The organism is Aliigemmobacter aestuarii (genome assembly GCF_004799285.1).
GTDB classification, from domain to species: domain Bacteria; phylum Pseudomonadota; class Alphaproteobacteria; order Rhodobacterales; family Rhodobacteraceae; genus Aliigemmobacter; species Aliigemmobacter aestuarii.
This window is the reverse complement of sequence record NZ_SSND01000001.1, coordinates 356,551-380,014: the sequence shown is the minus strand read 5'-3', so window position 1 is coordinate 380,014 and position 23,464 is coordinate 356,551. Positions and strand designations below refer to the sequence as shown.

Genomic DNA, 23,464 nt, shown 5'->3' with positions numbered 1-23,464 from the left:
TCGGGCCACTTTTCGCGCCCGCACCCCGTTCTGCAAGTGAAGGAGAGTTGCCTTGCGTTTGCCTGCCATTGCCTCTGGCCTTGCCTCTGCCCTGGCCCTTGCGATGGCTGCAGCCCCGGCGCTGGCCGAACCCCTGACCTATGTCTGCCTGCTGACGCAGGGCGCGAAAGAGGGCACGTGGATTTCCCCGCAGGTCGTCATCCTGCACGATCCTGCCAAGCGGCTGGTTGTCGTCAACGATCCGGTCGTGATGGCCTTCGGCGGACAGCCAGTGGCAGGAGAGGTGAAAGTCGACAACGCCAAGCGCATCACTTTTGGCTGGGATGTCCGGGAAATCGTGGCCGTGGGCGGGCGCAAGGCGATGACGATGCGCTATCGGGGAACTTTCGTGAAGGCCACTGGGGCCTTCTCTCTGGCGGCCAGTCCTTTGGGCTATTCCAACGGTTTCGAGGGCCGCGGCACCTGCGTCCGGCGATAGACGTTCCTTGCCCGTGCCCTTGACCTTCCCGGGCCAAGCCCTCTTATAGGGGGTAACGCAATTCCGCCTGAACAGGAGAAGACAGATGGCTTTCACCCTTCCCGATCTGCCCTATGCCCATGACGCGCTGGCGTCGCTCGGCATGTCGAAGGAAACGCTCGAATACCACCACGACCTGCACCACAAGGCCTATGTCGACAACGGCAACAAGCTGGTCGCCGGAACCGAATGGGAAGGCAAGTCGCTTGAGGATGTGGTGCGCGGCACCTATCAGGCAGGCGCCGTGGCGCAGAACGGCATCTTCAACAATGCCAGCCAGCACTGGAACCACAACCTCTTCTGGGAGATCATGGGACCGGGCGAGAACAAGAAGATGCCCGGCAGCCTGGAAAAGGCGCTGGTCGAGGCCTTCGGGTCGGTCGAGAAGTTCAAGGAAGATTTTGCCGCAGCCGGCGCAGGCCAGTTCGGTTCGGGCTGGGCGTGGCTCGTGAAGGATAAGGACGGCAGCCTGAAGGTCACCAAGACCGAAAACGGCGTGAACCCGCTGTGCTTCGGCCAGACCGCGCTTCTGGGCTGCGATGTGTGGGAACATTCCTACTACATCGACTTCCGCAACAAGCGCCCGGCCTACCTGACCAACTTCCTGGAAAAGCTGGTCAACTGGGAAGCGGTCGCCGCCCGCATGTGATCCGGACCCGGTTGCGGGGCAGGGGGCGCGGGCCAGGATCCGCGACCCCAACCCGCCATCAAGGCCCGCCATCAGAACCCGCCGGAGCGATCCGGCGGGTTTTTCCGTATCCGGGTTCTTTCGCCCGGCGATCTGCGATCTTATGTCGATTAGGAAGATCAACCCTGAAGAACGGAGGAGAGGACATGTTGCTTCCCAAAGGTGCATGGGTGGTGGTTGCCGATGGTGAAAAGGCGATGATCCTGGAAAACAAGGGCACGCCCGCCGCCCCGAAGCTGGCGGTGATCGCCCGCGACGAGGCTGATCCGGTGGTCGGCGCCTCGGACCGTCCGGGGCGGATGATGGACGATGGTCCGGGGCAGCGGTCCGCGCTTGAACAGCCCGATTATGCGCGCCTGAACGCGGAACGCTTTGCCACCGATCTGGTCGAGATGCTGGATCGCCGCGCCCGTCGCGGCCGGTTCGAGAAACTGGTGCTGGTGGCGCCGCCGCAGGTTCTGGGCGCGCTGCGCGACGAGATGGACGATACGCTGCGCGGCCTCGTCGTGGCCGAAATCGACAAGACCCTGACCAATCATCCGATCCCCAAGATGGCCGAGATCATCTCGGCGGAGATCGACAGCCTGTGACAGGCGCGGGCGGTGGCAGGCGCTGCCGCCGCCCCTTCGCCCGCGTCGCCCCTGCGGTTTCGCTGCCCCGAGCCTTAGCCCGTCACCACCGGCGACAGCCGGGCGCGCAGGGCAGAGGTCAACGCGGCGACATCCGGCACGCAGGCGAAATGCCCCATGATCGTGCGTTCGGCGAAACCCTGTTCCACGATATGCGACAAGAGCGCCACAAGCGGCTGCCAGTAGCCATCCGTGTCCAGCAGCAGGATCGGCTTGTGGTGCAGCCCGATCTGCGCCCAGGTCACCACCTCGAAGAATTCGTCCAGACTGCCCGCGCCGCCTGGCAGGACGACGATCGCGTCCGAGTTCATGAACATCACCTTCTTGCGTTCGTGCATGTCCTCGGTGATGACCATCTGCGTCAGGTCGCGCTTGCCCTGTTCGCGGCCCAGAAGATGCACCGGGATCACACCCATCGTCGCCGCCCCGGCCTTCTGCGCGGCGCGGGCGACCTCGCCCATCAGGCCCACGTCGCCTGCGCCATAGACCAGCCGCCAGCCCTGTTCGGCGATCATCCGGCCGACATCGGCGGCTGCGGTGCTGAAGGCGGGGTTCCGGCCGGGACGCGAGCCGCAGAAGACGCAGACGGAATGCAGTGTGGTCATCGGGTCCTATCCTGAAAAACAGTTGCCTTCCCGGGTCATATCGGGGTTCCTATGCGAAAGCAAAGAGGACCCGTGCGGCAGGTGCGCCGCCGAAGGGGCGATGGGGAAGCGATGAAGGTCTGGAACGATCTGGGCAACGGGGCGCGCGCCGCGCTTCTGGCAGGCGGGGCTGCGGTTCTGGCCGGGGCGGGGTGGTTGTGGCATGGCCAGGCCCCCGCGCCGCAAGAGACGGAGTCATCCCCTGCCGGGGTGATGCAAGCCGAACCCGCCACCGCATCGGCCCCTGCAGCCTCAGCCCCTGCAGCCGCCGCGCCCGAGTCCGCGCCCGCCGCGCAGGACACCGTGGCCGAGGCGGCACCCGAAGCTGCGCCCGAACCGCCGGGGTTCGATACGGTGCGGATCGAAACCGACGGCGCCGCATTGGTCGCCGGGCGGGCCGCGCCAGGGGCCGGGGTTGCGGTTCTGGTCGACGGGGCCGAGGTCGCTTCGGTTCCGGCAGACGGTACGGGGGCATTCGCTGCGCTGTTCACGCTGCCACCCTCGGATCAGCCGCGCCGGATGACGCTGGAAATGGTGCTGGCCGACGGGGCGCGCGTCGCCTCGACCGACGAGGTCGCCATCGCCCCCATCGCCGCGCCCGTGGTCGCCGCCGCTGCCGGCAGTGAGGCGCCGCAACCGGCAGAGACCGCCGAGACGCCGCCCGCCGCGCTTTTGGTGACGGATGCCGGGGCAGCGGTGCTGACGCCGCCGCCCGCCGATGTGCCGGTGTCGATCGACGCCATCAGCTATGCGCCTGACGGGGCGGTGCTGGTGGCCGGACATGGCGCGCCGGGGCAATCGCTGCGGCTTTACCTGGACAATGCCGATGTCGCTCTGGCCGAGGTCGGGGCGGATGGCACATGGTCGGCCCCGCTGACAGGCATCGCCCCCGGCCTCTATACGCTGCGCGCCGATCAGCTGGATGCGGCGGGCAAGGTCCTGTCGCGGTTCGAAACGCCCTTCAAGCGCGAAACGGTCGAGGCGCTGGCCGCCGCCGCCGCGCCTGAAAGCGCGCCCCCCGCCGCCACGGCACCCGCGTCCGATCCTGCCCCGCCAGCCGCATCCGCCGAGGCCCCTGCGACCGCCCCGACCACCCCCGCCCCGACTACCCTTGCAACGGCCGCCCCAGATCAGGCCGCGCCCGTGGCGCCTTCGGCGCCGCCCGCGACCGCAAGCGCGACGGATGGCGCCACCCTGACCGCTGCCGAACCCGCCACACCCGCCGCGGCCCCGGCAGGCGATGCCGCGCCCGTGGCGCCCGCACCGCCGCCGCCCCTGACGGTGACGGTGCAGCCGGGCTTCACGCTCTGGCGCATCGCGCGCGAGAATTTCGGCGATGGCGTGATGTATGTGCAGGTCTTCGAGGCCAACCGCGACAAGATCCGCGACCCGGACCTGATCTATCCCGGACAGGTCTTCACCATCCCGAAACCGGCGGAATAGCGGCTCTGGCCATTCCGCGCGGCGGGGCTTAGGAAAGGCGGACAAGCACGAAAGAGGCCTGTCCATGCGTCGCCCCTCCGCCAACGCCACATCCTCCGACATGCCGCAGACGCAGGTCAGCGGCTGGCAGACGATCCGTCGGGTCCTGCCCTATCTCTGGCCCGCGGGCGAGACCTGGGTGAAGCGCCGCGTGGTGCTGGCCATGGTCATGCTGGTTCTGGCCAAGGTCGTGTCGGTCTCGACGCCCTTCTTCTACAAGGCCGGGGTGGATGCCCTTGCCGGCGACACGCCCGACACCGGCACGCTTCTGGGCCTGACGGCGGTCGGCCTGACCGTCGCCTATGGCCTGGCCCGGCTGGGGGCGGTCGCCTTTGGCGAGCTGCGCGATGCGATCTTCGTTCGGGTCGGGCAAAGGGCGCTGCGCAAGCTGGCGCTGGAAACCTTCACCCATATCCACCGCCTGTCGATGCGCTTTCACATCACGCGCAAGACCGGGGGCCTGAGCCGGATCATCGAACGCGGCGTCAAGGGCGTGGATTTCCTGCTGCGCTTCATGCTGTTCTCGATCGGGCCGCTGATCCTTGAACTGTCGATGGTCGCGATCATCTTCGCGCTACTGTTCGGCTGGGCCTATATGGCGGTGGTCGTCATCACCATCGCGCTTTACGTCACCTGGACCTTCAAGGTCACCGAATGGCGGGTGAAGATCCGCCGCCAGATGAACGATCAGGACACCGACGCCAACCAGAAGGCTGTGGACAGCCTGCTGAACTTCGAGACGGTGAAATATTTCGGCGCCGAAGCGCGCGAGGCCGCGCGATACGACCGGGCGATGGAAGGCTATGAACGCGCCGCCGTCCGCACCGGCCAGTCGCTGTCGCTGCTGAACGCGGGTCAGGCCTTCCTGATCACGGCGGGGCTGGTGATCGTGATGGTGATGGCCGCGCGCGGCGTGGCGGCGGGCCAGCTGACTGTGGGCGATTTCGTCATGGTCAACGCCTACATGATCCAGATCACCATGCCGCTGAACTTCCTCGGCACGGTCTATCGCGAGATCCGGCAGGCGCTGGTCGACATGGGGTCGATGTTCGAACTTCTGTCCCAACCGGCCGAAGTGACGGACCGGCCCGGCGCGCCGGATCTGCGCGTGTCCGGCGGGCGGGTCGATTTCGACCGGGTGGAATTCGGCTATGAGGCCGCACGTCCGATCCTCAGGGGCATCTCGTTCTCGGTCGAGCCGGGGCAGCGCGTGGCGCTGGTCGGGCCGTCGGGATCGGGCAAGTCGACCATCGGGCGGCTGCTGTTCCGCTTCTACGACGTGACCGGGGGCGCGGTGCGGATCGACGGGCAGGACCTGCGCGAGGTCACCCAGGATAGCCTGCACGCCCGCATCGGCGTGGTGCCGCAGGATACGGTGCTGTTCAACGACACGATCCTTTACAACATCGCCTATGGCCGCCCCGAGGCGAGCCGGGCGGAAATCGAGGCGGCGGCGAAGGCCGCGAAGATCCACGATTTCATCCTGTCCCTGCCCGAGGGGTATGAAACCACCGTGGGCGAACGCGGGCTGAAGCTTTCGGGGGGCGAAAAGCAGCGCGTGGGTATCGCGCGCACGCTGTTGAAGAACCCGCCGATCCTGCTTCTGGACGAGGCAACCAGCGCGCTGGATACTCAGACCGAACGCGACATCCAGGAAAGCCTTCTGGCCATGGGCGAGGGGCGCAGCGTGATCACCATCGCGCACCGCCTGTCCACGATCCAGGACGCCGACAAGATCATCGTGCTGGAAGCGGGTCGCATCGTCGAGGAAGGCACGCACGAGCGGCTGCTGTCGCTTGGCGGGCGCTATGCCGCGCTTTGGGCGCGCCAGTCGGCAGAAGAAGAGGAAGAACAGGAAAAGGCGGCCGATCCGGCCGCCTGACCTGCATCCCGTGCCGCCCCGATCCGGTTAGCCGCGCACCAGCACCAGATCGCCGATGGTCAGGGCTTCGGACCCGATGACATTGGCGATGGTGCGCCCGTTCATCAGGATCAGGTTGCCGGAGTTGTCGCCGTTCGGCACGATGTTCAGCACGACCGGTTCTTCGTCGCCGTTGCCGTCGAAGCTGGGCGTGTAGTGGATCTCGAGCCGGTCGCCGGCCGTATAGTCCTCGATCCGCGCCACATCGGCCAGATCGATGCGGGTCTGGTCGATCTGGAAGAGGTCGTCGCCCTCGCCGCCCACGGCGATGTCGCCCGGTCCCAGCAACAGCACGTCATTGCCTGCGCCGCCGAAAAGCGAATCCACGCCGTCGATCGTGCTGCCGTTGGCCTGGGTGGACAGGCCCGAGGACAGGCCCACGATCGTGTCCTCGCCGTCGCCGCCATAGATTTCGTCGGCCTCGGACCCGCCTTCCAGCAGGTCGTTGCCCGCGCCGCCGAACAGGCGGTCGCCGCCCCCGTTCCCGAGGATGGTGTCATGGCCTTCTTCGCCAAGCGCGATGTCGAAACCGGTGCCCGCGTCGATCAGGTCGTTGCCGTCGCCGCCCAGGACAATGTCATTGCCCTCGCGCATCCGGATCACGTCATCGCCCTCGCCACCTTCGGCATAGTCGCCGCCGGCCGATCCTTCGAGCACATCATCGCCACGCCCCAGGAAGAAGGCCAGGTCCATCTCTTCCTCGGCGCTCAGCGTGTCGTCGTCATTGGTTCCCAGGACCTCGCGCGAGTAGGCGTCAGGATCGTAAAGGTCAGAGCCGCCCGGTTCGACTGAACTGTCGTCCTCGCCGCCGTCCACGGTGTCGTTTCCGTCGCCGTCGCCGCCATCGACCGTATCGTCGCCGTCGCCGTCGCCGTCCCCGCCGTCGACGGTGTCATTGCCATCGCCCGAACCGCCGGGGCCGGTATCATCGCCTGCGCCGTCCTCTTCCGCGGTCTGCGAGGAATCGAAAAGGCCGACATCAAGGGCGAAGACGCCCAGGAACAGCATCATGTATGTTGCGTAGATCGGGTCCATTCGCGGGGCCTGCCTTTGGCATTGCTTGCTCGATGGCCCGGTTATTGCCCGCGATTAAGGGAAAAATTGGGCGAAACCGCGGAGGTTTCGCCTTGATTGTTCGCGATCCGTCACCAATCGCTATTCGGCGGCCCGCAGCGGCGGAGAGGGCGGCAGGCCTTCGTCGGGCCGCGCCGCCGGCGGGTGCTGCGGCCCGGCGCCCTCGGGCGCGGGGGCATCGTCATCCCACTGGATCACCGGCGATTTCACCCGATGGGCCGCCCGCGCCAGCGCGATGTCGCGCGCGTCGCGGCTGTCCGGCCCGATCGACAGCGCGCGCAGGCGCCGCATGGTGCGGTATGCGCCTTCCCCGGCCCAGAACCGCAGCGCCAGAAGCGCGGGCGTCAGCATCAGGGTCAGCACGGTCGAGACCGCCAGCCCGAAGACCACCGCCGTGGCAAGCTGTTTCCACCACATCGCCGTGGGGCTGTCGATGGAATAGCCGCCGTTGATGAAATCGAGGCTGAGCCCGAACATCATCGGCGACAGGCCCGCCATTGTCGTGATCGTCGTCAGAAGTACCGGCCGGATCCGCTGTTCGGCGGTGCGCACGATCGCCTCGACGCGCGGCATGTAGGCCGAGAATTCCTGATAGGTGTCGATCAGCACGATGTTGTTGTTCACCACGATCCCCGCCAGCGCGACGATCCCCACCCCGGTCATGATGATCGAGAAGGGCTGCTGCATCACCATCATGCCGATCAGCACCCCGGTGGTGGACAGGATCACGGCGACCAGCACCAGCACCGAATGGTAGAAGCTGTTGAACTGCGCCAGAAGGATGATGAACATCAGCCCAAGCGCCCCGGCGAAGGCCTGCATCAGGAAGGCGCCAGACTCCGCCTGCTCTTCCTGGTCGCCCGTCCATTCCCAGGACACGCCCTGCGGCAGCGGGTTTTCGGCGCGCAGCCACTGGCTGATCGTCTCGATCCGTTCGTTGGCGTTGATCGGCACCAGCGTCAGGTCATCGGCGGACAGGCCATTTTCCTGCGCGATGCCCGCCAGCACGTCGGTGTCGGCCCCGGCTGCCACCACCGCGATCAGGCCGCGGTCGGGTGCCATCACCTTGGCCAGGCCATCGGCCACATCGGCCTTGACGTCGTAATAGCGCTGCTGGTCCACCCGGTCGATCTGGGCCAGCTTGCGCACGGGTTCGCGGGTCACGAAATTCGACAGGGGCACCAGACCGTCCCGCGTGCGCACCTTGAGCGTGTCGAGCGTGGACAGGACGCGGCTGTCCTCGGGCAGGCGCACGCGGATCTCGATCTCTTCGTCCGAGCTTTCGACGCGCATCGTGTCCAGCAGGATGCCGCGCGTCACAAGCTGGACCATGCCGCCCACCGTGGCCACATCCGCGCCGAACCGGCCCGCCTGCGCCACGTCCACGCGGATCTGCCAGTCAATGCCGGGCAGGGGGGTCGTGTCTTCGATGTCGATCACGCCTTCCAGCGTCTCGAACCGGTCGCGCACCCTGGACACGGCCTGTTCCAGCGCGGGGAAATCGTCGCTTTTCAGCCGCAGGTGCAGCGCCTTGCCCGAAGCCGGGCCACGGCTTTGCGACAGGGCGTCGATCTGGATGCCGGGTATCCCGCGCATCCGTTCCAGCACGCGTTCCAGCACCACATCGCCGTCAAGGTCGGGCCGGTCCTTGCGCGTCTCCCAGGGCTTCATCTCGATCTGGATCTGGCCGATGGTGTCGCGCGGGGCCTGCGCGCCGCCGGTGTTGGCGTTCAGCCCGCCTTCGCCCGCAAAGGCAAAGACCGATTCAACCCCTTCCTCGTCCAGCGCATAGGCCTCGGCCTGGCGCAGCAGGGCATCCTTTTCGGCCAGCGAAAGGTTGCCGCGCGCGCGGACATAGACGATGGCCTGTTCGGTTTCGGATTCGACGAAGAAATCCACGCCCAGGTTGTTTTCCCGATAGATCAGGAAGCTTGTCACCACCACGCCGATGACAAGGGCGATCGTGACCAGCGGCATCACCGGGTTGCCCGCGATCAGGTGGATGACGCGACCAAAGCGGGTGCGCTGATACCCTGCGCGGATCGGGCGGGGCTTGCGGGCGATCTTCGCGGCCTCAAGCGCGATCGAGGCGCCGATCGCCCCGAGCGCAAAGATCGCGGGACCAACAAGATAGGGCAGAAGCCCCGAAACCTCGCGCGTGCCGGTCAGGTAGCCGGGGTTGATCGTCTGCATCGCGCCCACGAACATCACCGCCCAGGCCAGGGGCACCAGCGCCGCGCGCAGCCACCAGGGCAGCGGCTTCAACAGCGCCGCCGTCCGGTCGAACTTGCGCGTCATTCGGCCCGCGACCCCGCCCATCACCGGCAGATAGATCAGCGCGACCACGATGCTGGCCGACAGCACGAAGATCAGCGTGACGGGAAGCATCCCCATGAACTCGCCCGCGACGCCGGGCCAGAACAGCATCGGCAGGAAGGCGCAAAGCGTGGTCGCGGTCGATGACACCACCGGCCAGAACATCCTTTTTGCGGCCTCGGTATAGGCGGCCATCGGGCCGGAGCCTTCGGAAATCCTCTTGTCGGCATATTCGACCACGATGATCGCGCCATCCACCAGCATCCCCACCGCAAGGATAAGGCCGAACATCACGATGTTCGATACGCTGATCCCCATCACCGCCATCAGCGCGAAGGTCAGGAAGAACGACGTTGGAATGGCAAAGCCCACCAGCAGCGCAGACCGCGTGCCAAGGCTGGCCAGAACCACGATCATCACCAGCGCGATGGCGGTCAGCACCGATCCTTCCAGCTGGCTGACCATGCTCGATACGGTCGTCGACTGATCGAGCGAGGGCGTCACATGGACCGCGTCACGCATTTCCGCAGGCCAGGTCGCGCGTGCGGCCTCCACCACCTGGCGGACCTCGGTGGCCGTGTCCATCAGGTTGAAGCCCTTGCGCTTGACCACCTGGATCGCCACCGTGGTTTCCCCGTTGTAGCGCGCGGTGCCGCGACGGTCCTCGAAGGTCAGGCGAATGTCGGCCAGATCGCCAAGCGTGATCACCCGGTCGCCGTTGACCTTGACCGGCAGGCCATAGACATCCTGCGGCTTGTCGAACGAGGACGGGATCTTGACCGAAAAGGCCGAGCTTCCGGTTTCCACCTCGCCCGCCGCGATCAGCTGGTTGTTGTTGACCACGACCGAGATCAGTTCGCCTGCGGTCACGTTGTAGGCTTCAAGTTTCAGAGGGTCGATCACGACCTCGAGCATCTCGTCCCGGTGCCCGGCCAGTTCCGCCTTCAGAACCGCCTCCATCCCCTCGATCCGGTCCTGAAGGTCCTTGGCCGCGCGGATCAGCGTCCGTTCCGGCACATCGCCCGACAGGGCCACGATGATGATGGGAAACTCGGAAAAGTTGATTTCGTTGATCGAATATTTCTCGGCCCCGCTGGGGAACTTCGCCTCGGCCGTGTTCATCTTGTCACGGACATCGGCGATGGTCTTGGTCTTGTCCCAGCCGAATTCGAATTCCAGCGCCATCCCGGCATAGCCTTCGGCGGCCGTGCCCGACATGGTCTTCAGCCCGTCGAGACCCGACAGTTCGGTTTCCATCACCTTGACCAGCATGGTTTCGGCATCGGCCGCCGAAATGCCGGGGAAGGGGACCGAGATGAACAGCGCCGGGATGTCGATGTCGGGCTCGCCCTCCTTGGGAAGGGTGATGTAGGCGCCAAGCCCCGCGACCACCGAAAGCACGATGAAGGCCACGACCATCCGCGCGCGTGACGCGGCCCAGTCGATGATCGCGTTCATTCCGAAGGCTCCCCGTCGGCGGTGGCATAGGTGACCGCGACAGCGACGCCGTCGATCACGTATTCCTGGCCGACAAGGATCACGTCCGCCTCATCCGGCAGGCCCGACAGCCAGACGCCCGCCGGCGTGTCGCGCAGCACCGAAACGGGCAGGAACTGCGCGCGGCTTTCGGCATCGACGATCCGCACGCCAAGCCGCCCCTCATCGTCCAGCGTCAGCGCCGATCCGGGCAGCAGATGCGCCTTTGCCCCTTCGGCCGCGATCAGGATCTCGGCCGTCTGGCCGTCGCGTATGTCCAGATCGGCATTGGCAACGGTCACTTCCACGCGGAAGGTGCGCGTGGTGGCATCGGCCGACCGCGACAGGAAACTGACACGCCCCGTCACCTCTTGCCCGGTGACAAGCCGCGCCCCCGCCAGCGCGCCGACGGTGATCTTCTGCACCTCGGTTTCCGGCACGAAGCCCACCAGCTTGATCGGGTCAAGCTGGATCACCGTGGCGCAGGACGCCCCCGGCTGCAGCAACGCCCCAAGCTCGGCGGTGTCGGTTTCCAGAAGCCCGTTGAAGGGCGAGGCGATGGTCAGCCGGTCGATTTCTTTCAGCGCGGCGGCGACGCCCGCCTCGGCGGCCTGAAGCGCCGCGCGGGCCGATACGGCGCGGGTTGCGCTGGCGAACCCGTCCTGTTGCAGGCGGTCCGCCGCATCGGCGTTGATGCGGGCTTCGGCCAGACGCGCCTCGGCCTCGGCCAGAGAGGCCTGCCGCGTGCCGGGGTCGATCTCGCACAGGGTCTGTCCGGCGGACACATAGGCGCCCCGGCGCAGCGGTTCCGACACCACCAGCCCCGAGATTTCCGCCTTGACCTCCACCTGCCGGGCGGCTTCGGTGCGCCCGCGCAGGATCACCGCATTGTCCACCGGCTGCGCCGCGCTCTTGCGCACCAGAACCGAAACGCGGCGGGCGTTTTCGGCCATCGTCTCGGCGGGGGTATCGGTCTGGGCGGCGGCGGGTGGTGCGCTGTCGGCCGCGGCCATCGCCTTCAGCCGGTCGCGTTCGAAGACGAGGGCGTAAAGGGCAACAAGCACCACGATCGCCGTCATCAGGGGCAGAATACGCATCGTCACCTCATCGTGCCGGACCAGGCACGCCCTTCGGATACACCCCCGGAGGGCTATCACAAAGCCATTCCGGGGCAATCGTCGCAAGTTCCGTGTCTAACGTGATACGCTAAACCATACGGTTCAGATTACTTGTTCCGGGAAAAGGCCGCAAGCGGGCGGCACGATGGCGATTTTGCGGAAATCTATGAGGCAGGCAAACCCGCCGATGCGGTGGCGCGCCTGTCCGCGGTCGCGCCCCGGAGCGATCCATCCGGGGGGCAGGATCTGGGTGCAGGGCTTGGCAAGGGCTTTGCCTTGCGTGTAAGACGTCAGGCAAACATCAGGAAGACCGGTCACATGAGTCAGCCCGACAGCTTCATCGAGGAAGTGAGCGAAGAGGTCCGCCGCGACAAGCTGTTCGCGCTGTTCCGCAAGTACGGCTGGATCGGCGTCCTTCTGGTCGTCCTGACCGTGGGCGGCGCTGCCTGGAATGAATGGCAGAAATCCACCCGCGCGGCCTCAGCCCAGGCCTTTGGCGATGCGATCCTGACCGCGCTGGATGCCGAAACGCCCGAGGCCCGCCGTACCGCGATCGCCGGGATCGACGCCACCGGCGACAAGGCGGCGATCCGCGCGCTTCTGCTGGCCTCCGATCCGACCGAGGATCGCGCGGCCTCTCTTGCCGCGCTGCAGGCGCTGGCCGAGGATCCGGCGCTGCCGGTCGTCTACCGCGATCTTGCGATCCTGCGCCGCGTCATCCTTCTGGGAGCCGAGGCGCCGGTAGCCGACCGCCACGCAGCGCTTGATCCGATCGCCGCGCCGGGCCGGCCCTATCGCCCGCTGGCGCTGGAACAACTGGCCTATCTTCTGGTCGAAGAAGGCAAGAAAGACGAGGCCGTGGCCGCCTTGCGGGCGCTGACCGAGGATCAGGCCGCACCTGAAGGCTTGCGTCAGCGCGCATCACAGATGATTGTGGCCTTGGGCGGGGAAACCGCCGAAGGCTGAGGCCCCGGTCTGGCCGCCAGCGCAAGGCTGCGCGGCACGGGGTAGACGACACAAGGTTGCGGAACAGGTGGGGGCGGATCAGGTGAAGCGCATATCGAAAGTCTCGGGGGTTGCATCCGGTCTTGCCCTGACGCTGATCCTGTCGGCCTGCGCGGAAAAGGAACTGATCCTCGAAGGCGAACGCTTCGACGTTCGAACGCCGCTTGAGGCAAGCCTCGCCGTCGAGGGCCAGCCCGCGCCGACCGATCCGGCCGCCGCCGTCGCCAACACTGCCACGCCGATCGCGCTTCCCGCGATGACGGCGAATGCTGACTGGACGCACCGGGGCGGAAATGTCCGCCATGTTTCGCCGCATGGTGCCCTTTCGGCGCAGCCGACCCGCGTCTGGAGCGCGCCGATCGGCACCGGCAACAGCCGCAAGAACCGGATTTCGGCCGCACCCGTCGTGGCCGAGGGACGCATCTTCACGATGGATGCCGTCAACACGGTGACCGCCACCGCGACCAGCGGCGCGACGCTGTGGTCTGTGCAGCTTGTCTCGCAGACGGGCGATTCCTCGGAAGTCTCGGGCGGTGGTTTGGCTTATGGCTCGGGACGCCTTTTCGCCGCGACCGCCTTTGGCGAGGTGCTGGCCATCGACCCGGTGACGGGTGCGACGGTCTGGCGCCAGCGCCTTGGCGCGCCCGTCACCGGCGCCCCGGCGGTGGATGGCGGTATCGTCTATGTCGTGGGCCGCGATGGCGGTGCCTGGGGCGTGGACGTGGCCGATGGCCGCGTGAAATGGACGCTGACCGGCACGCCGACGCGGTCGGGGATGATCGGATCAGCCGCCCCCGCGATCACCGACCGCGCCGTGATCCTGCCCTTCGGATCGGGCGAGGTGGTCGCAGCTCTGCGCAAGTCGGGCGTGCGGGTCTGGGGCCAGGCCGTGGCGGGCGAACGCCGGGGCCGGGGCTATGCGGGTTTCACCGACATCACCGGCGATCCGGTGGTGTTGGGGTCCACCGTCTATGTCGGCACCCCTGCGGGCCGCACGGCGGCGTTGTCGGCCTCGGGCGGCGAACGCATCTGGACGGCGAACGAAGGGGCGCTCGGGCCGGTTCTGGTGGCGGGCGACTCGCTCTTTCTGGTGAATGACGAGGCGCGCCTTGTCCGGCTCGACGCCGCGACCGGGGCCCTGATCTGGTCGGTCGAGATGCCCTATTTCACCGCCGAGAAAATCAAGCGCCGGAAAGAGATCACCGCCCATTACGGCCCGGTCATTGCCGGCGGGCGGATCGTCGTGGCCTCGGGCGACGGGCTTCTGCGGCTGTTCAACCCGGTCGACGGCAGCCTTGCCGGCACCGCCGAGATCCCCGGTGGCGCGGCCAGCCAGCCCGCGCTTGCGGGTGGCGCGCTGTATGTCGTGGGCGCGAACGGGCAACTTCACGCTTTCCGTTGACGCCCCTTCGGTGTATGGGCGCAGGCTTGACCGGATGATGCGACGCCCGCGGAGGGCCGTAAGATGACCTTTACCCTAGCCATCGTGGGCCGCCCGAACGTGGGCAAATCCACGCTTTTCAACCGCCTCGTGGGCCGCAAGCTGGCGCTGGTCGATGACCAGCCCGGCGTCACGCGCGACCTGCGCGAGGGCGAGGCCCGCCTGTTCGACCTGCGCTTTACCGTGATCGACACCGCGGGGCTTGAAGAGGTGACGGATGACAGCCTTCAGGGCCGGATGCGGCGTCTGACCGAACGCGCGGTCGACATGGCGGATGCCTGCCTGTTCCTGATCGACGGTCGCGTCGGCGTCACGCCCTCGGACGAGGTCTTTGCCGACATCCTGCGCCGCCGGAACGCCCATGTGATCCTTGGCGTGAACAAGGCCGAGGGGCGTGCGGGCGAGGCCGGGGTGATCGACGCCTGGAGCCTTGGCCTCGGCGATCCGGTGCCGCTGTCGGCCGAACATGGCGAGGGGATGGATGACCTCTATCGCATCCTGCGCCCGATCGCGGAACAGTTCGAGGAACGCGCCGCTCAGGATGCGCCCGTCGTCGATGTGGACGTGACCGAGACCGAGGGCGACGAGGAAGCCGATCCCGAGGCCCACAAGCCCACCGCCCGCAAGCCCCTGCAGATCGCCGTGATCGGGCGGCCCAATGCGGGCAAGTCCACGCTGATCAACCGGATTATTGGCGAGGACCGCCTGCTGACCGGGCCCGAGGCGGGGATCACCCGCGATGCGATCTCGGTCCGGGCCGACTGGATGGGCACGCCGGTGCGCATCTTCGATACGGCGGGCATGCGAAAGAAGGCGCGGGTCGTCGACAAGCTGGAAAAGCTGTCGGTGGCCGACGGCCTGCGCGCGGTGCGCTTTGCCGAAGTGGTCGTCGTCCTGCTGGATGTGGAAATTCCCTTCGAACAGCAAGACCTGCGGATCGCCGATTTCGCCGAGACCGAAGGTCGCGCGGTCGTCGTCGCGGTGAACAAATGGGACCTCGAGGATGAAAAGCAGGACAAGCTGGCCGAACTGAAGGAAATGTTCGACCGGCTTCTGCCGCAGCTGCGCGGCGCGCCCCTTGTCACCGTCTCGGCCAAGACGGGCCGGGGCCTCGACCGGCTGCACGGTGCCATCCGGCGCGCCCATGACATCTGGAACCGCCGCATCACCACGGCCCGGCTGAACAGCTGGCTGACCGCCATGACCGAGGCGCACCCGCCGCCCGCCCCCGGCGGCAAGCGGATCAAGCTGCGCTACATGACCCAGGTCAAGACCCGCCCGCCGGGCTTTGTTGTGATGTGTTCACATCCCGAACTGATGCCCGAAAGCTACCGCCGCTATCTGGTCAACGGCCTGCGCGACCATTTCGACATGCCGGGCACACCGATCCGGGTGACGTTCCGCGGGCAGGGCGACAAGAACCCGTTCAAGGAAAAGAAGAACTGGGGCGCCCCCAGCCGCCTTCGCAAGCACCTGGACAAGAAGAAACCGCAGTAAGGATAAGATTTTTCGCAGAAAAATCGGATTATCGTGTCTTCGCAGAAGACTCGGTTTCCTTGCGTGTCAGGGCAATGCCTGCGCCCACCAGCGCCGAGGCCGCCGCGATATAGGCCGCGATGGCCCACATCTGCGCGGGGAAGTCATGGCCCCGGTCGATCAGCGCGCCGGTCACGATCGGGCCGATCGCCGAACCCAGGACCATGACAGCGGCCGCCGTGGCCTTGATCGCGCCGATATGCCGGGTGCCGTAGAATTCGGCCCAGAAGGCCACCGGAACCGTCGATTGCGCGCCCGATGTCATTCCCATCAGGATGATCGCCGTCGCCGCCGCTCCAAGCCCGTCGATACCCGCAAACAGCAGGTAGAAGGCGGCCAGCGGCAACTGGTAAATCGGCATGAGACGCGCCGTGCCGAACCGGTCCACCGCCCAGCCCGAGGCCATCATCGCCGCGATCGTGGCCAGCGAATAGACCGGGAAAAGGGTCACGAGGGCCGCGTGCCCCCAGCCCTTCACCTCGGCCAGGTGGACCTGATGGAAGAAGAAGGCGGTGTTGAAGGCCGCCGGCGCCAGCAGCATCGGAAAGGCCGACCAGAACAGCGGATGCCGCAGGGCCTGCCCCCGGGTCCAGTGGCGGTCACCCATCCCCAGGGATTGCGATTCGCTGGCCATGCTCTGCGGCGTGCGTTCCAGCTTCAAAAGCCAGATCAGCAGCGGCATCGCCGCGACGATCAGTAGGGCCGAGCCGAACCACAGCGTGCGCCAGTGGATCGCCTGCTTCAGCGCGACGAAGAGGATCGGCAGCGTGGCCTCGCCCACCGAATAGCCAAGCGCCGCGATTGCGAGCGCCCGCCCGCGCGAGGCGACGAACCAGCGCGCCATGGCGATGCCCGAGACATGGCTGACCATTCCCTGCCCGAAGAAACGCAAGAGAAAGATCACCCCTACCAGCGTTCCTGCAAAGGGGTTCAGCGCCATCGCAAGGCAGGCCAGGGCCAGCCCCGCCAGCACCCAGGCCCCCAGCCTGCGGACGCGGAACCGGTCGGTCAGCCCGCCGGCCCACAGCATCACCGCCGCCGAGACCGTGGTGGCAAGGCCGTAGATCCCGCCCCAGTCCCCGTGGCTCAGCCCGAATTCCGCACGGATCTCGGCCGCGAAGATCGAGATGAAGAAGGTTTGCCCGAACGAGGACAGCAGCGCCAGAAGAAAGCCCGCGAACAGGAACTTGGCATTGCCGCGAAGGAAGGCGAGGAAGGGCATCGGGGATCACGCGCGGAACATCCCTGCCTACGTTTCACGCCGGATTCCAAAAGGGAAGCCCTGCCGCTACTCCGCCGCGATCTTGATCACCGGTTCCATTCCGGCCAGTACATCGTCCGGCAGGTGACACTTGATCTGATGTCCGCCCTCAAGCGTGCGCAGCGGCGGCACCTCTCGGTCGCACAGCCCCCCGGGTACTTGCGCCTTCCAGCGGCAGCGCGTCTGGAAGGGGCAGCCGGGCGGTGGGTTCATCGCCGAGGGGATGTCGCCTTCCAGCACGATGCGCTTCTTCTTCACATGGGTGTCGGCGATCGGAACCGCGGACAGAAGCGCCTCGGTATAGGGGTGGTAGGGCGGCTGGAACACCTGATCGGTGGTGCCCATCTCCACCACATGGCCCAGATACATCACCATCACCCGGTCGCTGAGATAGCGCACGATCGACAGGTCGTGGCTGATGAACAGAAGCGTGGTGCCGTTTTCCCGCTGGATGTCCATCAGAAGGTCGGTCACGGCGGCCTGAACGGACACATCCAGCGCCGAGACGGGTTCGTCGGCGACCACCACCTTGGCGCCACCCGCGAAGGCCCGCGCGATCCCCACGCGCTGCTTCTGCCCGCCCGACAGCTGGCGCGGCATCCGTTCGGCGAAGGCGCGCGGCAGCTTGACGAGGTCCAGCAGTTCCAGCATGCGCCGGTTGCGGTCTTCGTCATCCGTGCCGACACCGAAGATTTCGAGCGCGCGGATGATCTGTCGCCCCACGCTCATCGAGGGGTTCAGCGTGTCGAAGGGGTTCTGGAACACCATCTGCACGCCCGAGATCGTTTCGGTCGACCGTTTCTCGATCGGCGTGTTCTGGATGTCGCGGTCGTACAGCATGATCTTGCCCGAGGTCGCGGTTTCCAGCCCCATCAGCACCTTGGCGAAGGTGGACTTGCCGCAGCCCGATTCCCCCACGATGGCCAGCGTCTCGCCCGCGCGGGCCTCGAAGGACAGCGTCTCGTTGGCCTTCACCACCTTGGCCGGACCGCCACCGAAGACGCCCCCGCCCGAGACTTCGTAGTATTTCTTCAGGTCCTCCATCCGCAGCACGACCTCGCCCACGGGGGTCTTGTGGTGCTGGCGGGCGGCGCGCGGCGGGGCATCCCAGTCGATCTCGGCGAACTTCAGGCAGCGGCTTTCGTGGCGATGCGCGTCCGGCACGTCGAACATCGGCACATCGGTCGCGTTGCAGCGACCCTCTTCGAAATGGTCGCAGCGTGGGCCGAAATTGCACCCTTTTGGCCGTTCATGGGGCAGGGGAAAGTTGCCCGGAATGGCCACCAGCGGGCGCGCGTTCTTGTCCGCCCCGGGCAGCGGGATCGACCGGAACAGCGCCTGGGTATAGGGATGGCGCATCTTGTCGAAGACTTCCTCGACATTGCCGGTTTCCACCGCCTCGCCCGAATACATCACGCAAAGCCGGTCGCAGACCTCAAGCACGAGCCCGAGGTTGTGGCTGATGAACAGCATCGAGGTGCCGTATTTTTCCGCCAGGTCCTTGACCAGGTCGACGATCCCGGCCTCCACCGTCACGTCGAGCGCGGTGGTCGGTTCGTCGAGGATCAGGAGCGAGGGCTTGGACATCAGCGCCATCGCGATGACGATCCGCTGCTGCTGGCCGCCCGACAGCTGGTGCGGGAAGGAGCGCAGGATCCGGTCGGGGTCGGGCAGCTTCACGTCGGCGACGATCTGGCGCGCGAGCTCCCAGGCCTTTTCCTTGGCCATGCCCTCATGGATCATCGGCACTTCGGCCAGCTGCGCCCCGATCCGCATCGCGGGGTTGAGGCTGGCCATCGGCTCCTGATAGATCATCGCGATTTCTGATCCCCGGATCGCGCGCAACTCCTCTTCGCCCATCGTGGTCAGGTCGCGGCCCTTGAAGCGGATGCGCCCGCCGACGATGCGGCCGTTCTTGCCGAGGTCCCGCATCACCGCAAGCGCCACGGTGGATTTGCCGCAACCCGACTCGCCCACCAGCCCCATCGCCTCGCCCGCCATGACGGTGCAGGAGAAATCCATCACCGCCGGGATCTCGCGAAGCCGGGTGAAGAAGGAAATCGATAGGTTCTCGATCTCGAGGATCGGCTGGCTGGGGTCCCAGGATGGGGTCGCGTCGGCCATGGGGCTCTCCTTTGGCGGGCGGCGGGTCCGGGGGCTCTGCCCCCGGACCCCCGGGATATTTTCAGACAGAAAATGCGGCGGGGGATGTCCGCATCAGTCCTTCAGGCTTTCCTCGCGCAGGCCGTCGGCCAGAAGGTTCAGGCCAAGCACGAGGCTCATCAAGGCCAGCGCGGGCACGATGGCGGGGTGGGGGAACTGCGACAGAAGCCGGCGGCCCTGGTTGATCGTCGATCCCCAGTCAGGGCTTTCGGGCGCCACGCCGAGGCCGAAGAAGCCGAGCGTGCCCAGAAGGATCGTCGTATAGCCGATGCGCAGGCAGAAATCGACGATCAGCGGGCCACGCGCATTGGGCAGGATTTCCCACAGCATGATGTACCACGGCCCTTCGCCGCGCGTCATGCCCGCCGCCACATAGTCGCGTGACTTGATGTCCATCACGAGGCCCCGGATGATCCGGAAGACGGTGGGTGCGTTGACGAACACAACCGAGACGAAGACGTTCAGCAGGTTCGGGTCCATCGACCAGATCCCGGTCGGATCGGCGTCGAAGGCAAGGCCCGCATAGACCCAGAGCCCGAACAGAAGCGTGATCCCGACGTAGAGGTTCCGCCGCGCGGGCGAGGTGAAATAGCGCGAGTTCCACAGGATCGAGAAGAAGATGATCGGGAAGACGAACAGCACCGCCGCCATGATGTTGGGGATCGAGGCGCGCCAGCCCTCGGTCGACCAGGGCATGGTGACCAAGGGCCCGGCCAGCTGGATTTCCGGCGTGACCAGCAGGTAGAACAGCAGGATCACCGGGAAGGCGAGGACGAGGTTCGCCACGAAGGACAGCCCGGTGTCGAGCTTGCCGCCGAAATATCCCGCGGGCAGGCCCAGGGTGATGCCCACCATGAAGGCGAAGGCGGTGGCGGCGGGGGCGATGGACAGGACCGAACGCGCGCCCATCACCATGCGCGAGAAGACATCGCGCGCCAGGTTGTCGCCGCCCAGAAGGTAGTGGCCGTAGGCGCCTTCGGCCGCGCCCCTGACGGGTGTGCCGGGCAGGACGTTCTTCATCCCCGAGATCTGCGTCAGCGGATCATGCGTGGCGATCAGGTTCGCGAAAAGCGCGGTGAAGACCCAGAACATGACGATGCCGAAGCCGGTCATGCCGACGGGGCTGTCGAACAGCTTGCCGTAAAGGCCGAGCCTGCGCTTGTAGAGGATCGACAGGGCGAAGGTCGCGGCCAGCGCGATCCAGACCGGCCAGAAGCGGCCGGCGAGCGCTGCGGTGATGTCGAGAAATCCCAAGGGTTCCATTCTGCCGTCTCCTCAGGAAATCCGGATGCGGGGGTTGAGGTAGGCATAGCCCACGTCCGAGATGAGCTGCGTGATCAGGACCACGACCACGGCCACGACCGAACAGCCAAGCAGCAGTTCGATGTCGTTGTTGCCCGCGGCCTGCACCAGCGTCCAGCCGAAGCCCTTGTAGTTGAACAGCGTCTCGACGATCACCACGCCGTTCAGAAGCCACGGGAACTGCAGCATGATGACGGTGAAGGGCGCGATCAGCGCGTTCCGCAGCGCGTGGCGGATCACCACGTTGCGGAAGCTGACGCCCTTCAGGCGGGCGGTGCGGATGTATTGCGCCGTCATCACCTCGGCCATCGAGGCGCGGGTCATCCGGGCGATGTAGCCGATCCCGTAAAGCGCGATGGTCAGCACGGGCAGGGTGAAATTCTCGAAGGTGATGTCATCGGCGGCCGAGGTCGCGATGCCCTTGAACCATTTCAGGCCCGTCACCGACGAGGCGAAGATCGTGATGAAAAGGACGCCCGAGACATATTCGGGGGTGGCGGTGGTGGCGATCGAGAAAGTCGACAGTGACCGGTCCAGGCGCGAGCCTTCGCGCATCCCGGCGAGGATCCCGATCAGCAGCGCCGAAGGCACCATGACCAGCATGACGCAGAGCATCAGCCATCCGGTCAGGCCGAGGCGTGTGCTGATGACGTTGGACACCTCTTCGCGGAACACCTTGGAAAAGCCCCAGTCGCCCTGCAGCACGCCGCAGAAGCGCGGCGCCTCGTCCGCAGGCATGCCCGCGTCGATGCAGCGGCCCCGCGTCGTGCCGTTCTCGTCGGTGTAGGTCCAGCCGGGAACCACGCCCAGCCATTCCCCGTAACGCGCCAGGATCGGCCCGTCATAGCCGTTCTTCTCAAGCCAGCTTGCCACCTCGGCATCGGTGATGCGCGTGCCGACCTCGGACTTTGCCAGCTTTTCGAGGTTCGGCGGAAGCGTGGTGAGGAAGAAAACCGCGAAGGTGATGCACAACGCCGAGAGGATCAGCGTCACCAGACGTTTCGTCAGGAATCGAATCATTCCCGTGCGCCCTTTCCGTAATGGGACCAGCCCCGGCAGTCATGCTGCAGGTCACCGGGTCACGAAGGTGCAGAGGGGGGCGCGGTCTGTTCCGCACCCCCGCCCGACGGGATCAGGCCGTGATCGACCACTTGTAGTGGTGATGTTCGAAGGTCGCGTGCATGTCGCAACCCGACACCTTGTCCGAGACATGGCGATAGAGCGAGCGCCAGTAGGGCTGCACCATCACGCCTTCGTCCTGCATGATCTTTTCGATCTTCTCCATGACGACCCGGCGCTTGTCGGCATCGGCGATGGACAGGGCCTCGGCCAGGGCCGCGTCGAACTCGGCGTTCGAGAAGGCCGTTTCGTTCCACGCCTCGCCCGAGCGGTAGGCGAGTGCCAGAACCTGCACACCCAGCGGACGCATGTTCCACTCGGTGGCCGAGAAGGGATACTTCGTCCAGTCGTTCCAGAAGGTCGAACCCGGCAGGATCGTCCGCTTGATGTTGATGCCGGCGTCGCGGATCTGGGCCGCCACCGCGTCGCAGGTCGCCGCCTGCCAGCCATCGTCGAGCGAGATCAGCTCGAATTCATGGTCGGCCTTTCCGGCGGCCTCGATCTCGGCCTTGGCGGCAGCGGGATCGACCACCAGCGGCGGAAGCTGGAAGTATTCCGGGTGGATCGGGCAGACGTGGTGGTTTTCGGCCACGGTGCCCTGATTGTTGTAGCCCAGTTCCAGGATCACGGCATTGTCCACGGCCTTGATCAGCGCGCGGCGCACGTTGACGTCCGTGTATTCTTCGGCAAGCTGGTTGAAGCGCACCGCCAGGGTGGCCGAGGTCACGGCTTCGGACTTGGTCCAGCCCAGACCGTCGAAGATGTCGACGAATTCGCCGGTCGTCTGGTAGGTCGCGTCGATCTCTTCGGCTTCGGCGGCGGCGACGACAGCAGCCGGGTCGGTGCCGAGGTCGATGTATTCGATGCGGTCAAGATAAGGGCCGCCATAGACATCGGTGCCCCACCACGGCTGGTCAGCCTTGACCAGAACAGCCTTCACGCCGACTTCGAAGGTCTCGGGCTTGTAGGCGCCGGTGCCGGGCGAGGCCAGCGGGTCGCCGTTGTCATAGGACTTGTGGACCACGGCCGCAGGATAGTCGGCCATGCCCGCGATAAGGGTGATGTCGGGGGCAGGCAGGACAAGCTTCACGGTATGGCTGTCGACGACCGTCACCGCGCCGTCGCGGACCATCTTCTTGTCGGCATCGACCAGACCGCCCATGCGGCCGGCCATCGAGTTGCCCTCGACCCCGGCTTCACACCAGCGCGCGACGTTGTGGGCCACGTCTTCGGCGGTGAAATCGTCGCCGTTCGACCACTTCACGCCCTTGCGGACGAAAAGCGTGTATTCGGTCGCGTCCTCGTTGACCTGCCAGTTGTCCAGCAGCATCCCGCGGATCGATCCGTCATTGTTGTATTCGACCAGGTATTCCAGCCAGCCGCGCGTGAAGTTCGCGATTTCCGACCAGTCGGCGGTGCGCGGGTCCTTCAGCGCCTTGAGCGACATCTGCATGCGCAGCGTGCCGCCCGCAGTCTGCGCCTTCGCCTCGCCCGGCATGGTTGCGCCGATCAGGCCATAGGCCGCAGCCGCGCTGACGCCAAGGGCGGTGGAGCGGGCGAGGAACTCGCGGCGGCTCATCTTGCCGGCGCGCACCTCGTCGGCATACATCGAGGCCGCCGGATGGATCGCCTCGGCGGTGGGTTTCGTGTCAAACATCGTCTTCTCCCTGACAGGTATTTATTGTTCTTCAGGGCACCATTCCCGACACGCGCCGGACGACCGGAGCGGAACGAACGGCTAGGCTCCCCTGCGCGCATTGCGCAATTTTTTT

Annotated in this window: 17 protein-coding genes; 8 read left to right on the top strand and 9 right to left on the bottom strand. The window is 66.3% G+C overall.

Annotation, left to right across the window (positions count from 1 at the left end; genetic code table 11):
* Positions 1-52: 52 nt before the first annotated feature.
* The 3 genes from E7811_RS01750 (at position 53) to E7811_RS01740 (ending at position 1,795) form a co-directional block, all read left to right on the top strand.
* The gene (locus E7811_RS01750; protein WP_136392875.1) at positions 53-478 is read left to right on the top strand and encodes a hypothetical protein; all 426 of its coding nucleotides are present in this window, start codon (positions 53-55) and stop codon (positions 476-478) included.
* An 85-nt stretch (positions 479-563) separates the two neighbouring features.
* Positions 564-1,166 carry a superoxide dismutase gene (locus tag E7811_RS01745; RefSeq protein ID WP_136392874.1) on the top strand — a complete coding sequence of 201 codons (603 nt, stop codon included), beginning with the start codon at positions 564-566 and terminating at the stop codon, positions 1,164-1,166.
* A 185-nt stretch (positions 1,167-1,351) separates the two neighbouring features.
* On the top strand, positions 1,352-1,795 hold the full coding sequence (locus tag E7811_RS01740) for a host attachment family protein (protein WP_136392873.1): 444 nt from the start codon (positions 1,352-1,354) through the stop codon (positions 1,793-1,795).
* Between the two features lie 74 nt (positions 1,796-1,869).
* On the opposite strand, the gene E7811_RS01735 is transcribed toward E7811_RS01740, so the two are convergent.
* Positions 1,870-2,439 (bottom strand): LOG family protein, encoded by a 570-nt coding sequence (locus tag E7811_RS01735; protein ID WP_136392872.1) that lies wholly within the window; start codon positions 2,437-2,439, stop codon positions 1,870-1,872.
* A 111-nt stretch (positions 2,440-2,550) separates the two neighbouring features.
* On the opposite strand from E7811_RS01735, the gene E7811_RS18090 reads away from it, so the two are divergent.
* Positions 2,551-3,921: a LysM peptidoglycan-binding domain-containing protein gene (locus tag E7811_RS18090; protein WP_246020157.1), complete on the top strand. Its 1,371-nt coding sequence runs from the start codon at positions 2,551-2,553 to the stop codon at positions 3,919-3,921.
* A 64-nt stretch (positions 3,922-3,985) separates the two neighbouring features.
* Positions 3,986-5,842 (top strand): ABCB family ABC transporter ATP-binding protein/permease, encoded by a 1,857-nt coding sequence (locus tag E7811_RS01725; RefSeq protein WP_136392871.1) that lies wholly within the window; start codon positions 3,986-3,988, stop codon positions 5,840-5,842.
* A 27-nt stretch (positions 5,843-5,869) separates the two neighbouring features.
* Here the strand turns inward: E7811_RS01725 and E7811_RS01720 are convergent, their stop codons facing one another.
* The 3 genes from E7811_RS01720 to E7811_RS01710 form a co-directional block, all read right to left on the bottom strand.
* Positions 5,870-6,916, bottom strand: a complete 1,047-nt coding sequence (locus E7811_RS01720; protein WP_136392870.1) for a calcium-binding protein — start codon at positions 6,914-6,916, stop codon at positions 5,870-5,872.
* Between the two features lie 120 nt (positions 6,917-7,036).
* Positions 7,037-10,729 carry an efflux RND transporter permease subunit gene (locus E7811_RS01715; RefSeq protein WP_136392869.1) on the bottom strand — a complete coding sequence of 1,231 codons (3,693 nt, stop codon included), beginning with the start codon at positions 10,727-10,729 and terminating at the stop codon, positions 7,037-7,039.
* Entirely contained in the window at positions 10,726-11,844 is a 1,119-nt protein-coding gene (locus E7811_RS01710; RefSeq protein ID WP_136392868.1) for an efflux RND transporter periplasmic adaptor subunit, read from the bottom strand. Before E7811_RS01710 ends, E7811_RS01715 begins: the two co-directional genes overlap by 4 nt.
* 339 nt (positions 11,845-12,183) lie before the next feature.
* Here E7811_RS01710 and E7811_RS01705 point away from each other — a divergent pair, with 339 nt between their 5' ends.
* From E7811_RS01705 to der, 3 genes are all read left to right on the top strand, one after another.
* Positions 12,184-12,831 carry a hypothetical protein gene (locus E7811_RS01705; protein WP_136392867.1) on the top strand — a complete coding sequence of 216 codons (648 nt, stop codon included), beginning with the start codon at positions 12,184-12,186 and terminating at the stop codon, positions 12,829-12,831.
* An 82-nt stretch (positions 12,832-12,913) separates the two neighbouring features.
* On the top strand, positions 12,914-14,272 hold the full coding sequence (locus tag E7811_RS01700) for an outer membrane protein assembly factor BamB family protein (protein WP_246020156.1): 1,359 nt from the start codon (positions 12,914-12,916) through the stop codon (positions 14,270-14,272).
* A 63-nt stretch (positions 14,273-14,335) separates the two neighbouring features.
* Complete coding sequence (gene der, locus E7811_RS01695) at positions 14,336-15,808, top strand: ribosome biogenesis GTPase Der (protein ID WP_136392866.1); 1,473 nt, start codon at positions 14,336-14,338, stop codon at positions 15,806-15,808.
* Positions 15,809-15,836: 28 nt separating this feature from the next.
* On the opposite strand, the gene E7811_RS01690 is transcribed toward der, so the two are convergent.
* The 5 genes from E7811_RS01690 to E7811_RS01670 form a co-directional block, all read right to left on the bottom strand.
* Positions 15,837-17,069: an MFS transporter gene (locus tag E7811_RS01690; protein ID WP_136392865.1), complete on the bottom strand. Its 1,233-nt coding sequence runs from the start codon at positions 17,067-17,069 to the stop codon at positions 15,837-15,839.
* A gap of 66 nt (positions 17,070-17,135) precedes the next feature.
* Positions 17,136-19,232 (bottom strand): dipeptide ABC transporter ATP-binding protein, encoded by a 2,097-nt coding sequence (locus tag E7811_RS01685; RefSeq protein ID WP_136392864.1) that lies wholly within the window; start codon positions 19,230-19,232, stop codon positions 17,136-17,138.
* Positions 19,233-19,325: 93 nt separating this feature from the next.
* Positions 19,326-20,534 (bottom strand): ABC transporter permease, encoded by a 1,209-nt coding sequence (locus tag E7811_RS01680; protein ID WP_136392863.1) that lies wholly within the window; start codon positions 20,532-20,534, stop codon positions 19,326-19,328.
* Positions 20,535-20,546: 12 nt separating this feature from the next.
* Entirely contained in the window at positions 20,547-21,593 is a 1,047-nt protein-coding gene (locus tag E7811_RS01675; protein ID WP_136392862.1) for an ABC transporter permease, read from the bottom strand.
* A gap of 112 nt (positions 21,594-21,705) precedes the next feature.
* Entirely contained in the window at positions 21,706-23,349 is a 1,644-nt protein-coding gene (locus E7811_RS01670; RefSeq protein ID WP_246020155.1) for an ABC transporter substrate-binding protein, read from the bottom strand.
* Positions 23,350-23,464: the final 115 nt, after the last annotated feature.